Source organism: Methylobacterium sp. A49B (assembly GCF_053346215.1).
Genome location: NZ_JBKFBO010000088.1, coordinates 21137 through 37473 on the forward strand (window position 1 = coordinate 21137; position 16337 = coordinate 37473).

The 16337-nt window shown below is 71.0% G+C and carries 11 protein-coding genes; 6 read left to right on the forward strand and 5 right to left on the reverse strand.

The window, feature by feature from the left end; genetic code table 11:
• Positions 1-31: 31 nt before the first annotated feature.
• A complete protein-coding gene (locus ACLBX9_RS12325; RefSeq protein WP_447719132.1) occupies positions 32-1450 on the reverse strand; it encodes a M20 family metallopeptidase in 1419 nt (472 codons plus the stop codon).
• Between the two features lie 319 nt (positions 1451-1769).
• Here ACLBX9_RS12325 and ACLBX9_RS12330 point away from each other — a divergent pair, with 319 nt between their 5' ends.
• From ACLBX9_RS12330 to ACLBX9_RS12350, 5 genes are all read left to right on the forward strand, one after another.
• On the forward strand, positions 1770-3560 hold the full coding sequence (locus ACLBX9_RS12330; RefSeq protein WP_447719133.1) for a peptide ABC transporter substrate-binding protein: 1791 nt from the start codon (positions 1770-1772) through the stop codon (positions 3558-3560).
• Between the two features lie 34 nt (positions 3561-3594).
• Positions 3595-4554: an ABC transporter permease gene (locus ACLBX9_RS12335; RefSeq protein WP_447719134.1), complete on the forward strand. Its 960-nt coding sequence runs from the start codon at positions 3595-3597 to the stop codon at positions 4552-4554.
• Positions 4520-5452: an ABC transporter permease gene (locus ACLBX9_RS12340; RefSeq protein WP_447719135.1), complete on the forward strand. Its 933-nt coding sequence runs from the start codon at positions 4520-4522 to the stop codon at positions 5450-5452. Before ACLBX9_RS12335 ends, ACLBX9_RS12340 begins: the two co-directional genes overlap by 35 nt.
• 265 nt (positions 5453-5717) lie before the next feature.
• On the forward strand, positions 5718-7568 hold the full coding sequence (locus tag ACLBX9_RS12345; protein WP_447719136.1) for an ABC transporter ATP-binding protein: 1851 nt from the start codon (positions 5718-5720) through the stop codon (positions 7566-7568).
• A gap of 102 nt (positions 7569-7670) precedes the next feature.
• Entirely contained in the window at positions 7671-7922 is a 252-nt protein-coding gene (locus ACLBX9_RS12350; RefSeq protein WP_447719137.1) for a hypothetical protein, read from the forward strand.
• Between the two features lie 27 nt (positions 7923-7949).
• Here ACLBX9_RS12350 and ACLBX9_RS12355 read toward each other — a convergent pair whose 3' ends face one another.
• Together ACLBX9_RS12355 and ACLBX9_RS12360 are read right to left on the reverse strand one after the other, a co-directional pair.
• A complete protein-coding gene (locus ACLBX9_RS12355) occupies positions 7950-8087 on the reverse strand; it encodes a hypothetical protein (protein WP_158169123.1) in 138 nt (45 codons plus the stop codon).
• Between the two features lie 283 nt (positions 8088-8370).
• On the reverse strand, positions 8371-8616 hold the full coding sequence (locus ACLBX9_RS12360) for a hypothetical protein (RefSeq protein WP_039894030.1): 246 nt from the start codon (positions 8614-8616) through the stop codon (positions 8371-8373).
• Between the two features lie 1254 nt (positions 8617-9870).
• On the opposite strand from ACLBX9_RS12360, the gene ACLBX9_RS12365 reads away from it, so the two are divergent.
• Positions 9871-12858: a PAS domain-containing protein gene (locus tag ACLBX9_RS12365; RefSeq protein ID WP_447719138.1), complete on the forward strand. Its 2988-nt coding sequence runs from the start codon at positions 9871-9873 to the stop codon at positions 12856-12858.
• A gap of 39 nt (positions 12859-12897) precedes the next feature.
• Here ACLBX9_RS12365 and ACLBX9_RS12370 read toward each other — a convergent pair whose 3' ends face one another.
• Positions 12898-14391, reverse strand: coding sequence for a carbohydrate porin (locus tag ACLBX9_RS12370; protein ID WP_447719139.1), 1494 nt, complete (start codon positions 14389-14391; stop codon positions 12898-12900).
• A 42-nt stretch (positions 14392-14433) separates the two neighbouring features.
• A complete protein-coding gene (locus ACLBX9_RS12375) occupies positions 14434-16140 on the reverse strand; it encodes a fructose-specific PTS transporter subunit EIIC (protein ID WP_447719140.1) in 1707 nt (568 codons plus the stop codon).
• Positions 16141-16337: the final 197 nt, after the last annotated feature.

Genomic DNA, 16337 nt, shown 5'->3' on the forward strand with positions numbered 1-16337 from the left:
GGCTCGCGTCGAGCCGTGGCGTGAGAGCGGCTCACCCCAGCGACATCCGCAGCGGCGGCTCGACCTCCGGCGGCAGGGGCGAGACGTAGCCCCTCGCGCCGACCCGCCGGGCGAGATCCGCCTTCGCGGCCTCGCGCAGGCCTTCGTCGGTGAGCGCCCGCGCACCGGTCGCGGCCATCGCCTTGGCGACCTGCACCATGGCCTTGTGGGCCGCCGGGGTCTTGCCCTGCGCCACCACCTGCCAGGTGTGGAACGGCGTGCCGATCGCCACCGTGGGCGCGTGGGCCTGGACAGTCGGGACCACCCAGCTCACGTCGCCGACATCGGTGGAGCCCACCGCCGGGTTGCGGGGCGCGTCGAGGGGCACGAGGAAGTCGGCGAGCGGCGCCTCGGTGCGCGGCATCCCGACGGCGCGGAACACGGCGTCGATGTCGCCGTCGGTGAGCGTTGCCCGGATCGCCTGCGCGAACTCCCGGTCGGCGGCGTCGAAATGCGGCGGCCCGAGCTCCTCCATGACGCCGTGCAGCGCCCTTTCGAGGGGATCGTTGCCCAGCAGGTTCGACACCGCGCTGACGATCCGCACCGCGACGGCGGTCTCGGTCATCAGGGCGGCGCCCTCGGCAATCTTCTTCACCCGTTCGACCAGGGCCAGCATGCCCGGCAGGTCGCGGGCCCGGATCGAGTACCGCACCGTCGCGCCGGCCTGGACGACGTTCGGGGCGATGCCGCCCGCGTCGAGATAGGCGTAATGGACCCGTGCGTCGGACGGCATGTGCTCGCGCATGTAGTTCACGCCGACGCTCATCAGCTCGACGGCATCGAGCGCCGAGCGCCCGAGATGGGGTGCGGCCGCCGCGTGGGCGGTGCGCCCGGTGAAGGTGAAGTCCACCCGCGTGTTGGCGAGCGCCACCGGCGGCGCCACCTCCCAGAAGCTGCCCGGATGCCACGTGATCGCGATATCGGCATCCGCGAAGGCTCCGGCCCGGACCATGAACGCCTTGGCGGCGCCGCCCTCCTCGGCCGGGCAACCGTAGTAGCGCACGCGGCCCGGCGTGCCGGTCTCGGCGAGCCAGTCCTTCAGGGCGGTGGCGGCGAGCAGCGCCGCCGAGCCGAGGAGGTTGTGGCCGCAGCCGTGGCCGTGGCCGCCCGCCTCCACCGGCCGGTGCTCGGCGACGCCCGCCTCCTGCGACAGGCCCGGCAGGGCGTCGTACTCGCCGAGGAACGCGATGACCGGGCCGCCCTCCCCGGCCTCGCCCAGGACGGCGGTCGGGATGCCGGCGACCTGCTCGCTGACGCGGAACCCCTGGTGGCGCAGCTCGGCGACGTGCTCGGCGCAGGAGCGGCTTTCCGTGTAGCAGACCTCCGGCATGCCCCAGACGCGCTCGGACAGGGCGATCAGCCGCTCCGACTGCGCGTCGACGTGGCGCCACACGGCGTTGCGGTTGTCCATCGGGTCCACTCCGGAAAAGCTGCGCATGGAGGTCGCGCCACCATAGCGGGCTCCGCGCCGTCATCGCGAGCGCAGCGAAGCGACCCAGGGTTGCGCGCCCTCGGGACGCGTGGCGCTGCTGGATTGCTTCGCTCCGCTCGCAAGGACGGATACGGCGCGCCCTGCTGCTGCCCGCCCGCATGCACCGCTCAGGCCATGCTGCTGCCCGAACCAAGCGTCCGTCAACACGTTCCGATTGAACCGTCACTGGCCCGCCCCTTGCCAAGGCCGCTGCCGGAATGTTGCTGTGCCTGTCACGGCGGTAAACGGGAAAGCGTACATGGACGAGCGGGATCTGCGCGGCCTCATCGGGCAGGTGAAGGACGGCCGCCTGTCGCGGCGCGCTTTCGTGCAGCGGATGGTGGCTGTGGGCCTCACCGCGCCCATGGCCGGGCTGATGCTGGCCGGGAACGGGGTCGCGATGGCGGCCGATATCCGGGCCGGCTACAAGCCGACCAAGGCCGGCGGCGGCGGCGCACTGAAGCTCCTCTGGTGGCAGGCGCCGACGCTGATCAACCCGCATTTCGCCGTCGGCACCAAGGACCAGGACGCCTCGCGGATCTTCTACGAGCCGCTCGCCGCCTGGGACGCGGACGGCAACCTCGTGCCGGTGCTCGCCGCCACGATCCCCTCGAAGGAGAACGGGGCGCTCGCCGCCGACGGCCGCTCGGTGGTCTGGACGCTCAAGCCCGGCGTGAAGTGGCACGACGGCAAGCCGCTCACCGCCGACGACCTCGTCTTCACCTGGGAGTACGCCCGCGACCCCGCCACCGCGGCGGTGACGGCCGGGTCCTACAAGGCTTGCAAGGTCGAGAAGGTCGACGACCTCAGCGTCCGGGTGCTGTTCGACAAGCCCACGCCCTACTGGTGCGACGCCTACGTGGGCATCGTCGGGATGGTGCTGCCGAAGCACCTGTTCGGCCCGTACAGCGGTGCCAAGTCCCGGGACGCGCCGCAGAACCTCGCCCCGGTGGGCACCGGCCCGTACCGGTTCGTGGAGTTCCGGCCCGGCGACATCGTCCGCGGCGAGCGCAATCCCGACTACCACCTGCCGAACCGGCCGTATTTCGACACGGTCGAGATGAAGGGCGGCGGCGACGCGGTCTCGGCCGCCCGGGCCGTGCTCCAGACCGGCGAGTACGACTACGCCTGGAACATGCTGATCGAGGACGAGGTGCTGAAGCGCCTTGAGACCGGCGGCAAGGGCCGGGTCGACGTGGTCTACGGCGGCAAGCTCGAGTTCCTGCTCCTCAACGCCACCGACCCGAACGTCGAGGTCGACGGCGAGCGCGCCTCGATCACCACCCGGCACCCCGCCTTCTCCGACCCGAAGGTGTGCCAGGCGATGAACCTCTTGGTCGACCGCAAGTCGATCCAGACCTACATCTACGGCCGCACCGGCAAGCCCACCGCCAACACGGTCAACGGCCCGGAGCGCTTCGTCTCGAAGAACACGCGCTTCGCCTTCGACCCGGCCAAGGCCAACGCGCTCCTCGACGAGGCCGGCTGGACGAAGGGCTCCGACGGCATCCGCGCCAAGGACGGCAAGAAGCTCAAGCTGCTGTTCCAGACCTCGATCAACGCCCCGCGTCAGAAGACCCAGGCGATCATCAAGCAGGCGGCCGCCAAGGCCGGCATCGAGATCGAGCTGAAGTCGGTGACCGGCTCGGTGTTCTTCTCCTCCGACCCGGCGAACCCCGACACCTGCACGCATTTCTACGCCGACATGGAGATGTACGCCTACAGCATGACGCAGGCCGATCCGGCGATCTGGCTGCTCATGTACGCCTCCTGGGAGGTCGCCCAGAAGGCCAACAAGTGGCAGGGCCGCAACGTCGTGCGCTGGCGCAACGACGCCTACGACAAGGCCTACAACGCCGCCCAGAGCGAGCTCGACCCGGTCAAGCGCGCGGCACTCCTGATCACCTGCAACGACCTCGCGGTCTCCGAGAACGTGCTGCCGCTGATCCACCGCGCCGAGGTCTCGGCGGTGGGCGCGACGCTCACGGCGCCCCGCAGCGGCTGGGACAACGACCTGTCATTCCTGCCCGACTGGTACAGGGAGGCCTGAGCGGGAGGGGCAGCGCCAAGAGTCGAGCACAACAATGGGCGCCTACATCCTGCGACGGCTCCTGATCGCGATCCCGAGCCTGCTCGGCATCAGCCTGATCCTGTTCACCGTCCTGGCGCTCGCGCCGGGCGACCCGTTCGGCGAGCTCGCCAGCAACCCGAACGTGCCCCCGGAGGTGCGGGCGGCGCTCCGCGTCAAGTTCGGCCTCGATGACCCGATCCTCACCCGCTACCTGCACTGGCTCACCGCCATGCTGCAGGGCGACTGGGGCTTCTCCTTCGCCAGCCGGGTGAACGTCGACACGCTGATCCTGCAGCGGCTGCCCACGACCCTGTTCGTGGTCGGCTCCTCCCAGGTGCTGGCGCTGCTGATCGCCGTGCCGGTGGGCCTCTACGCCGCGCGCCGGCCCTACTCGCTCGCCGACCAGGTCGCCAACACGCTGGCCTTCGTGGGCTTCTCGCTGCCGACCTTCTTCACCGGCCTGCTGTTCATCCTGCTGTTCTCGATCAAGCTCGGCTGGCTACCCTTCGTCTACCAGGCCGACCTGCCGGGCTCCGGCCTGCCCTGGGTCTGGGCCAATGTCCGGCAGGCGATCATGCCGGTGGCGGTGCTGGGCTTCTTCCAGGCCGCCTCCTACACGCGCTACGTGCGCGCCTCGGCGCTGGACGTCGCCCGGCTCGACTACGTCACCACGGCCCGGGCCAAGGGCCTGACCGAGGGCACGGTGACCCGCCGGCACATCGCCCGCAACGCCCTGATCCCGGTGGTGACGCTCGTCGCCCTCCAGATCCCCGCGGTGTTCGGCGGCGCCATCGTCACCGAGCAGATCTTCCGGATCCCCGGCATCGGCTCGCTGCTGATCGACGCGATGCTCGCCAACGACACGCCGGTGGTGATGGCGGTGACCTTCGTGTTCGCCGGCCTCGTCATCCTGTTCAACCTCGTCGCGGACCTGCTCTATGGCTGGCTCGACCCTCGCATCGCCCTCCGATGAGGCGCCTGCCTTCGCCCGCGCGCCGGCCTCGCCGGGGCGGGAGACGTGGCGGCGCTTCCGGCGGCACCGGCTGGCGCTCGCCAGCGTCGGCGTGCTGGCGCTCCTCGTCGCCGGCGTGGTGTTCGGCGGCCTGCTCTGGCCGGTTGCCATCGACGACATCGACTTCGCGGCCCAGCTCCAGGGCCCGTCCTGGGACCACCCTTTCGGCACCGACGATCTCGGTCAGGACCTGCTCGCCCGGATGATCTACGGCGGCCGGATCTCGCTCGCGGTCGGCTTCGCCGCCATGGCGGTGGCGAGCCTGATCGGCGTGCTGGTCGGCGCGCTCGCCGGCATGTCGCGCCGGTTCCTCGACCCGGTGCTGATGTGGCTGACCGACCTGTTCCTGTCGCTGCCGCAGCTGCCGCTGCTGCTCCTCGTGATCTACCTGTTCCGCGACAGCCTGAAGGCCGTGTTCGGCAGCCAGGGCGGCGTGTTCCTGATGATCGTCGCGGTCATCGGCGGCCTGCGCTGGATGCCGGTCGCGCGGCTGGTGCGGGCGCAGTTCCTGTCCTTGCGCGAGAAGGAGTTCGTGGAGGCGGCCCGCTCGCAGGGGGCGACGACCGGGCGCCTCGTGCGCCGCCACATCCTGCCGAACGCGCTCGGTCCGGTGATCGTGGCGGCCTCGATCGAGGTCTCGGCGGCGATCATCGCGGAATCGACGCTGTCCTTCCTGGGGCTCGGCTTCCCGCCCGATATCCCGACCTGGGGGCGGCTCCTGTTCGACGCCAAGGACCATCTCGACGTCGCCCCGCACTGGGCGCTGTTTCCCGGCGGGGCGATCTTCCTCACGGTGCTGTCGATCAACTTCATCGGCGACGGCCTGCGGGATGCGCTCGATCCGCGGCGGGTTCTGTAGGGCATGCGGTGGATTCGTTTCGAGAAACACCGGTTCCACGTCTTTCCCTCCCCCCTCTGCGGGGGAGGGTGGCCCCTGCGTCAGCAGGGGTCGGGAGAGGGGACACGGGTTCAGAATTGCGCGGGGCCTTCATGACGGGCGCAGCCTCATCAAGCACCGTCGCTCCCCTCTCCCGACCCGCTTCGCGGGCCACCCTCCCCCGCAGAGGGGGGAGGGAGGAGACGGGACCGCCGCGCCCATCCGGAATGGATCAGGATTGAAGCCCATGACGGACCCGATCCTCTCGGTCTCAGACCTCACCGTCTCCTTCCGCTCGGACGGGCGCTGGCGCGAGGTCGTGCACGGCGTCTCGTTCGACGTGGGCCCGCGCGAGACCGTGGCGCTGGTCGGCGAATCCGGCTCGGGCAAGAGCGTCAGCGCCCTGTCGATCCTGCGCCTCCTGCCGCGGGACGCGAGCCGCATCGGCGGGCGCGTGCGCTTCGACGGCCGCGAGCTGCTCGCCGCCCCCGAGGCCGAGATGCGGCGGGTGCGCGGCGATTCCATCGCCATGATCTTCCAGGAGCCGATGACCTCCCTGAACCCGGTCCTGACCATCGGCTTCCAGATCGCCGAGGCGCTGATCCGGCACCGGGGCCTGTCGCGGTCCGCCGCCGAGGCGGAGGCGCTCCGGCTCCTCGACAAGGTCCGGATCCCGGCCGCGCGCTCGCGCCTGCACGAGTACCCGCACCGCTTCTCGGGCGGCATGCGCCAACGGGTGATGATCGCCATGGCGCTGGCCTGCCGGCCGAAGCTCCTCATCGCCGACGAGCCGACCACGGCGCTCGACGTCACGATCCAGGCCCAGATCCTCGACCTCATCAAGAGCCTGCAGGCCGAGGAGGGCATGTCGGTCCTGTTCATCACGCACGACATGGGCGTGGTCGCCGAGATCGCCGACCGCACCGTGGTGATGTTTCAGGGCCGCGCCGTGGAGGCCGGCCCGACCGCGCGGATCTTTTCCGAACCCGCCGAGCCTTATACGCGGGCGCTGCTGGCCGCGGTCCCGCGCCTCGGGACCATGGCGGGCCGGGTTCGCCCGATGCGCTTCCCGATGGTCGACCGGGCGACCGGCTTGGCGGCACCGACGCCCGAGGCCCCCGACACCGTCAGGGCCGCCGAGCGCCCGGTGCTGGAGGTGCGCGACCTGACCACCCGGTTCGACATCCGCTCCGGGCTCCTCGGCCGCGTGACCGGCCGCGTCCACGCGGTGGAGCGGGTCTCGTTCAGCCTCGCGGCTGGGGAGACCCTGGCGCTGGTCGGCGAATCCGGCTGCGGCAAGTCCACCACCGGCCGCGCGATCCTGCGCCTCGTCGAGCCGCTCTCGGGCTCGGTCCTGCTCGACGGCGAGGACGTCACCGGCCTCGACCCGAAGACCCTGCGCGCCCGCCGCCAGCGCATGCAGATGATCTTCCAGGACCCGTTCGCCAGCCTCGACCCGCGCCTGAGCGTCGGCGCGGCGGTGGCGGAGCCGCTGCTGATCAACCGCCTCGCGACGCCCCGCGAGGCGCGGCGGCGCGCCGAGGACCTGCTGGGGCGGGTCGGGCTCCCCCCGGAGACCGCCGGGCGCTTCCCGCACGAATTCTCCGGCGGCCAGCGTCAGCGCATCTGCATCGCACGGGCGCTCGCCCTGAACCCCCGCCTGATCGTCGCCGACGAGGCGGTCTCGGCGCTCGACGTCTCGGTGAAGGCGCAGGTCGTGAACCTGATGCTCGACCTCCAGGCGGAGTTCGGCCTCGCCTACCTGTTCATCTCGCACGACATGGCGGTGGTGGAGCGAGTGAGCCACCGGGTGGCGGTGATGTATCTCGGCGAGATCGTGGAGATCGGCCCGCGCGCGGCGATCTTCGGCGATCCGCGGCACCCCTACACGAAGAAGCTGCTGGCCGCCGTGCCGGTCCCGGATCCGGCCCGGCGCGGCGAGCGCCACGCCCTGCCGGACGACGAGATCCGCAGCCCGATCCGGGCGCCCGACTACGTGGCGCCCGAGCGACTCTACCGGGAGGTATCCCCGGGCCACGTCGTGCAGGACTGGGGCTCCGACTGGTCCGCGCCCGCGACGTCGGTGGCGGCTGCATGATGGGCCCGCCCTTGGCGCGGCGATTGAGCTTCGCGCCCGGACAGGGCATGTCCCCGGCGCTGCGGGCCGACCATGCCCCTGACGTGGATCCGGGGCGCGACGATGCCTGACCTCCGCTGGACTGAAGGCCCGGTTCACTGCACCGACCTCGTGGACGCGACCGGCAAGGTGTACGGCTATGTGGGACCGCGGGTGGTCGGCGCCCGCGGTTACGTGGTCCAGGCCGGGTCGGAATGGCCACCGCGGCCAGCCGCCTTCAGCGACCATACCTCGACCGATTCCGCCCGCGCCTGGGTCGCGGCCGAGGTCGCCGCACGCGCGATCCAGCCCATCCGCATCCTCCGGGACACGTAGCGCTGCGTCCTGCGGGTCGGGGCAGCCTCAGCGCTCGACGTCTACGGGGTCGTCCCACGTGATTCGGCGCGGCCGGCTGACCGCGACGGCCGGTTCCAGGCTGATCCGGATCACCGTCGCGACGATCGCCACGGCGGCGCAGACGAGAAGCAGGGCGTCGAGCACGGCGCCGGCGTCACATCGGGGCGCGGCCAGCGCGCGGATGCCGGACCGCGCGCTGGCGGGCGCGGGCATTGTGCAGGCGCCGCATCTGTTCCTGGAGGATTTCGTCCGCCTGCACGGGGCGGATGAGGTTCGACGACGGGAGCGATGCGTCGAGACGGTCTTGGACCGGAGGATAGACTGCTTTCATGGCCGCCCTCTTCAGTCGTAATTACGCAGGAGCTTAGCCATTTATGAATCCGTTGCAACCTCGCCTCAACGGAAGTCCGTGGATTGGTGCCGGAACCTACTTTCCGAACCGGCCCAGCAGGTTGGGGACGTAGACGAGGTAGAGCGCCTGGGCGAGGTAGGCGCCCTGGAACGTGGCGTTCATCTCGAAGCAGCGCCGGAGGACCTTCAGGAAGGGCCGAGCATGGACAGCGCCCTCGACGCCGACGGCGACGGCAAGGATCATCGCGATCGCGACCACGCTGAACCAGTTCAGCCAACGGGCGGTGACCAATCCGACGGCCGCGATCAAGATGTAAACCATGACCCGCCCCCCGCCGATCCGGAATTGTTTCTGAGATGTTACTTACGCAGTTTGAATGAGGCTGGAAAGAGGCGATTAATACATTCTTGTGTTGAGGTGCGCGTCCGGTATCAATTATTGCGCTGCACCATTCAGCTCATCAGCAACAGAAATCCCATGTAAGAGAAAGATGTAGCGAGCAGAGATCCGAGTAATAGGGCGCTGATACGGACGGACAGTGCAGCAGACGGCGGCAATGCTTCGTACCATCGCCAAGGGAGGCGAAGTAATATGAAACGGCTCTCGGGTCGGGAACGATCCTTGGCGGCCATCGAACAACATAAGTCAAGAGTACGGGGCAGGCGGTTTGCTTCCGGGAGAAGCGGCGCGCCCATCAACCTAGCCGCCTGACGTTTTGGTAAATGCGACACTCTGCACATGGGCGCGACGCGTGGACGGCCTCCGGTGAAAGCGAGGACCGGCATGCAGGGAGACAGACGTGTGTCCGAGAGAGACAATCCGTCGACTACAAATTTACGGACCGCGATCGTGCCATAGTATGAGGGGCACGGATTTTTCTTCGTCGAAAGACGTACGGAGAGGGGTGTTCAAACGAACGCAGGCTCTCATCGGAGGCATTCTTTTTCGCTCGGGCCTCCGCGAGACTCTGCGATTGGTCCGAGAGTCATCGCACCGACGATATGGAGGGGGCCGACCACAGGCCCGCCACACAGGGCTCGCGTCGCTCGAAGTCAGGTCCCGCCCAGGTCGACCATGCGCGACCGTCGACGTGCGGCGCTGCCTGTGAGGATCATCCGGAACGGACGGCGGACGGGCGGTATCGACGGCAGGCATCGCAGGTCGGGACGCTGAAGTCCGGCGGTGCGGCGCCTGACGCTGGCGCACGACCGCGAGATCCGTGCCGCGCTCGGAAGGCCCGCGGGGGTGCGGCCGACCGGATCGTCCGCGCGGCGGGGCGGCGTGCGCTCAGTCACGCCCCGGCCGGAGCGGACCCTCACGGATTGATAGCCCGGCGCGATCATGCGAGGGCATCCCATGTCCATCACATCGACCCGCTGCACCACCCACGCCGCGGAACGTGGGGCCGCCCCGCAGGCCGTAGGCCCCGCGGCGCGCGGCCGTGGCGCCTCCGCGGGCGTCCGCCCGGCTCCGGGCTTCGGGAGCCGTCGGCGGAGCGCCGCCCCCGGTGGTCCCGCACCAGAGGGGAGATCCCGCACGGGACGGGAAGCCGGGCGCAGGGCGGTCTAGATCACCATGACTCCGACCCCTGACGCGGTCGCCGCCCCCGGCCGGCTCGCCGCCCTCGCCGCCCACGACATCCTCGACACGGCGCCGGAGGAGGAATTCGACGACATCGTGCGCCTGGCCACGCGGCTCTGCGCCGCGCCCGTCGCCCTCGTCAGCCTCGTGGCCGCCGACCGGCAATGGTTCAAGGCCCGGGTCGGGTTTCCGCCCTGTGAGACGGATCTGAACGCCTCGGTCTGCAAATTCGTGCTGACCGAGCCCGATCTGCTCGTCATCCCGGATCTCACCCTGGACCCGCGGACCGCGGCGAATCCGCTGGTCACGCACGCGCCCGGCCTGCGCTTCTACGCCGGCGTGCCGCTCCGGACGGGCGCGGGCGAGGTCCTCGGCTCCCTCTGCGTCATCGACCGCGCGCCGCGGCCCGAGGGGCTCACCGCCGAGCAGGCCGACAACCTGCGCGCGCTCGGGCGGCAGGTCTGCAGCCTGCTCCGGATGCACCGGACTCGCTCCGAGGAGGCCGGGACCGTCAGGGCGCTCGCCGATGCCGAGGCGCGGCTGCGCCAGGCCCAGGAGGCCGGTGGCGTCGGGCTGTTCACCATCGATCTCGCCGACAACGTGCTGACTCCGACCCCGCAATTCTGTCGCCTCTACGGGCTGCCCGAGGCGCCGCGTTACCCGTCGACGGCTTTCGAGGGGCTGATCATCCCCGAGGACAGGCACCTGATCTCCACCGCCGAAACCCGGCGTCGGGGCGATCCGCCCCGGGACGTCGAGTATCGCATCCGGCGTCCGGACACCGGCGCGCTGCGCTGGATCGCCCGCAAGGGCGAGCTCGAACGCGACCCGTCCGGTCGTCCCGTGCGGTTCTCCGGGGTGGCGCGCGACGTGACCGAGCAGCGTGGGACCCTCGACGCCCTCGCGCGCAGCGACGAACGTTTCCGGACGATCCTGGAGACCATCGAGGCGGCCTTCGCCATCGTCCAGGTCAAGTTCGACGCCGACGACCTGCCGATCGACTACCGGTTCCTCGAAGCCAATCCCGCCTTCGAGCGCGAGGCGGGCGTCAACCTGCGGGGCAAGTGGGTCACCGAGTTCGCCCCGGATCTGGAACGCTTCTGGTTCGAGACCTACGGGCGCGTCGCCAAGACCCGGGAGCCCGCCAACTTCGAGAGCTACGCGAAGGCCTTCGAGCGCTGGTTCGACGTCCGGGCGGTCCCGGTCGGCGACCCGGTCGAGCGGCAGATCGCCATCATCTTCAACGACGTCACCGCCCGGCGGACCGCGGAGGAGCGCCTGCGCGTGAGCGAGGCGCTGGCGCGCGCGAACGTGGAGCGCGTCCAACTGGCGCTGGCGGCCGGCGCGATCATCGGCACGTGGCACTGGGACCTGCCGAGCGACCGCTTCACCGTGGACGACGCCTTCGCCCGCGCCTTCGGCCTCGACCCGGCGCTCGGACGGGACGGCATCCCCCTCGCTCAGATCGTCGCCACCGTCCATCCCGACGATCAAGCGGGATTGGCCGGCGCCATCAACGAGGCGGTCGCCCGAGGCGGCGCCTACGCCCACCAGTACAGGACGCGGCGCGCGGACGGGCACTACTACTGGCTGGAGGCGAACGGCCGGGTCGACCACGCCTCCGACGGCACGCCCCTGAGCTTCCCCGGCGTCCTCATCGACGTCGAGGAACGCCGCGCCATCCTGGCGGAGCGCGACCGGGCGGCGGCGGAGCTGCGCGCGCTCAACGAGACCCTCGAGCAGCGCGTCGCCGAGCGGACCGCCGAGCTGATGCAGGCCGAGGAGGCCCTGCGCCAAGCCCAGAAGATGGAGGCGGTCGGCCAGCTCACCGGCGGACTCGCGCACGACTTCAACAACCTGCTCGCCGGCATTTCCGGCAGCCTGGAACTCATGCAGGCGCGGATGGCGCAGGGCCGCTTCGGCGACCTCGACCGCTACATGACGGTCGCCCAGGGCGCGGCCAAGCGCGCCGCCGCCCTCACCCACCGCCTGCTCGCCTTCTCGCGCCGCCAGACCCTCGATCCCAAGCCTACCAACGTGAATCGCCTCGTGGTGGACATGGAGGAGTTGATCCGGCGCACCATCGGGCCGGCGATCACCCTGGAGGTGGCCGGCGCCGCGGGCCTGTGGCCGGCGCTGATCGATCCGGGGCAGCTCGAGAACGCGCTCCTGAACCTCTGCATCAACGCCCGGGACGCCATGCCGGACGGCGGGCGAATCACCATCGAGACGGCCAACACGTGGCTGGACCGGCCGGCCGCGATCCAGCACGAGGTGCCCGAGGGCCAGTACCTGTCGCTCTGCGTCACCGACACCGGCACGGGCATGCCCCCCGAGGTGGTCGCCCGCGTGTTCGAGCCCTTCTTCACGACCAAGCCCATCGGCCAGGGCACCGGGCTCGGGCTGTCGATGATCTACGGCTTCGCCCGCCAGTCCGGTGGACAGGTGCGGATCTACTCGGAGGTCGGCCAGGGCACGACCGTCTGCCTGTACCTGCCGCGGCACGACGGGGAGAGCGACGCGGATGACGTCGTGGGCATGCTCGCCGAGGCGGCGCGCGCCGTCCAGGGCGAGACGGTCCTGATCGTCGATGACGAGCCGTCCGTGCGCATGCTGGTGACAGAGGTGCTCGAGGATCTCGGCTACACGGCGATCGAGGCGGCCGACAGCATCGCCGGGCTGAAGGTGCTGCAATCGGATGTGCGGATCGACCTGCTGGTCACGGATGTGGGCCTGCCGGGGGGCATGAACGGGCGGCAGATCGCCGATGCCGGCCGCGCCCGGCGTCCCGGCCTGAAGGTGCTGTTCATCACGGGGTATGCCGAGAACGCGGCGGTCGGGAGCGGGCAGCTCGACCCCGGCATGCAGGTGCTGACCAAGCCCTTCGCCATGGAGGCGCTCGCCGCGCGGATCAGGGATCTGATCCACGTCCCGGTACCGTCGCCCGAGGACATGGGGGCTCCCCCCGGCGCCGAGCCGTAGCGCGCTGCCACGGGCCCGCGCCGTCGACCCGAACCGGCCTCAGAGGCTGCCGGGGCCGCGGGCGAGCCCCACCAGGGTGAACAGGTCGACCGACAGCTTGGCGCCGACCACGAAGGCGTCGGGAATGTTGCGGCGGTAAAACGGGAACCGGGTCTGGTCCGGATTGACGATGACCTGCAGGTTCGGCGTCAGCCGGACCGCCGGGTTGATCTGGATCCCGTAGTTCAGCTCCATCATCACCTGCTGCGTCGGGATCCTGCGGATCAGGCCCAGCGTGCTCTGCGCGAGCGCGATGTTCGACAGGGCGAGCGGGCTGAAGGCCTGCGTGTTGATCACGAACCCGACCGTGTCGAACGGCCGCCCCGCGAAGGTGCCGGTCTGCACGGCGCCGATCTCCAGGAAGTAATCCTCGACCAGCCGGCCCGAGGTGCCCGCCATGGCGACGCCGAACAGCGTCAGGCCCTGGATGCCCGCCGGGTCCGGCCGGGTCACCATCTGGTCGAACCGGGCGTAGACGCCCGAGCGCCCGAACCGGGTCATCGCCGGCAGGCCGGTGAGCACCGCCGGCCGCCCGGTCACGTCGCGCACGGGGTCGGCGTAGTCGGAGGCGTCGTACCAGCCGCCGATCCCGTAATTGCGGGGCCGCGCGTCGTTGGCGAAGGTGGTCGTGTAGCCGAGCTCGAACGGCACGATCGCGCCGGTGGCCCCCTTCAGGGAGAAGTCGAGGCCGTTGTCGCCCGGCTGCTGGTGCAGCGGGTTCACCTCGTAGGCGCCGGCGTGGACGAAGACCGTGTCGGTGAGCCACGCCTTGGCGTGCGCGCCCCAGCTGGACACCGGCCAGAAGGTGAAGTTCGACGTCTTGAACACGAAGGTCGGGTTGCCGCAGGCCGAGTTCGTCTGGAAGTTGCAGTAGATCGGCGAGTTCAGGAACGCGATGTTGGCGACCAGCCGGCCGACCTCGATGTCGAGGCGGTTGTCGAACAGCTTCTGCTGGTAGGAGAGCAGCGTCAGCCGCGTGGTCTGGCCGCCGCCGTAGATCTCCTGCACGCTGGTGTTGTTGCCGATGACGTCCTGCGCGAGGCTGCGCCCGTGCCGCTTCGTCACCGCCACGTGGAACGAGCCGCCGTCGATGCCGGCGAGGCGCTGCAGGTCGCCGTCGAGGCCGAAGAACAGCTGGCCGGCATAGGCCGAGCCCTGGCGGAGGCCGCCGATCGGGTTCACCGCCCCCTGCCCTGTGTAGGTGGCCAGGAAGCTCAGGCCGTTGCCGAGGTCGAGGGTGCCGGGCGGCAGGGTCGGGGGCGTGGCGGTCTGGCCCAGCGTGTCGGCGGCGCCCGCCGCACTGTCGGCCCCGCCGAAGCCCTGGCCGTCCGGCCGGGGCGGCGGCGGAGGGGCTGCCTGGCGCCGCAGCACCGGGCCCAAAGCCGTCGCCGGCACGGCGAGCCCGCCCGCCGGCTCCTGCGTCCGTCCGGGCTGCGGCAGCAGCCCGAACCCCAACCCGAGCGCCAGCGCGGCGCGCGTCGCCAAACCTGTCATGTCGCATCCCCCGATGGCATGGTGTTCGTGCGGCGGCCCGGCTCAGCCGGTCCGCTTCTTGAGCAGGCCGACCGCCAGCGCGGTGACCAGGGTGCCGGCGGCGAGGGCCAGGACGGCGCCGGGCAGGTTGGTCACGGCGTTCGGGATCGGCAGGACGAACAGGCCGCCATGCGGCACCTTGAGGGTCACGCCGAGGGTCAGCGCCAGGGCGCCCGCCACCGCGGAGCCGGCCACCAGCGACGGGATCACCCGCAGGGGATCGGCGGCCGCGAAGGGGATCGCCCCCTCGGTGATGAAGGCCGCGCCGAGCACCGCGGCGGCGCCGCCGGCCTCGCGCTCCGCCTGCGTGAAGCGGGCCGGGAACAGGCGGGTCGCCAGGGCGAGGCCGAGCGGCGGCGTCATCCCGCCGAGCATGACGGCCGCCATGGGCGCGTCGACGCCGGAGGAGAGCAGCGCCGCCGCCGAGGCGTAGGCGGCCTTGTTGATCGGGCCGCCCATGTCGACCGCCATCATGCCGCCCAGCACGAGCCCGAGCACCAGGGCGCTCGCCCCCTGCATGCCCTTGAGCCAGGCCGTGAGGGCCGACAGCACCGCCGCCACCGGCACGCCGACCACGTAGATCATCAGGAGGCCGGTGATTGTGGTGGCGAGCAGCGGCAGGATCAGGACCGGCTTCAGCCCCTCCAGGTTCCGGTGCAGGCGGATATGCGTGTTCAGGAACCGGGCCGTGTAGCCGGCGATGAACCCGGCCGCGATGCCGCCGAGGAAGCCCGCCTGGAGGTTCGCCGCCAGCATGCCGCCGATCATGCCCGGCGCGATGCCGGGCCGGTCGGCGATCGAGTAGGCGATGTAGCCGGCGAGCGCCGGGACGATCAGCGCGAAGGCCGCCTTGGCGCCGATCTGGCCCAGCGCGTAGCCGAGCGTCCCCTCGTGGCCGGGCGCCATGGCGTCGATGCCGCCGACCGCGAAGGCGAGTGCGATCAAGAGGCCGCCCGCCACCACGAAGGGCAGCATGAACGAGACCCCGGTCATCAGGTGCTTGTAGGCGCCGGCCTTCCGCTCGGCCGCCTCCGGCCGGGCCTCGGCCGCTGCGCCGTCGGCCGGCTGCATCTGCGCCTCCGCCAGCGCCGTGGCGATCAGGCCCTTGCCGTCGCGGATCGCCGCCTTGGTGGTGGTGGCGTAGACGCGTTTGCCGGCAAATCGGGACCGGTCGACGCCGGTATCGGCCGCGATGAGGACGATGTCGGCGGCGGCGATCTCGGCGGCGGTCAGGCCGTCGCGGGCGCCGACCGAGCCTTGCGTCTCCACGCGGATCGCGTGGCCCAGCGCCTCGGCGGCGGCCTGCAGACCCTCGGCGGCCATGAAGGTGTGGGCGATCCCGGTGGGGCAGGAGGTGATCGCCACGATCCGCTTCGTCCTGGCGGCCTCGGCGGCCGGCGTCCCCTCCCCGGCCCCGGAGAGCGCCCGGTCGAGCACGGCGTTGACGTCGGTGAGGACGTCCTCGACGGCGGCCCGCGCCCGGCGCAGCGCCCCGAACCGGCCCTCGCCGAGATCCCCGGAGCCGACGAGCAGCACCGCGCCGGCCTCGCGGATCGCCGCGTCCGGCAGCGGGTTGGCGCCCGGCGCGCCGCGCAGCTCCAGGGCGATGGGCTGGTTGCGCCGGCCCGCGGCCTTGCGCAGCGCCTCGAGGGCGAGGACGGCGTGGGTGGAGAGTTCTCCGCCTCCGACCACCGCCAGCAACTGTGCCATGGGTTCCTCCCTGTGTTTCGATTCATCTTCGTATTTCGGCCCGACACGGCGCGGTGGGCGCCGGCGGATTCGGAGCGGAAAAACACGTTGTCCCCGTCTCGGACCTGATGTGCCCGCGTCAGCGGGCCGCGAAGAAGGGCTCCTCGGGTTTGGGATCCTTGTCCGGTCGACAGGTGGGGCAGTCCCGAGCGGCTGCG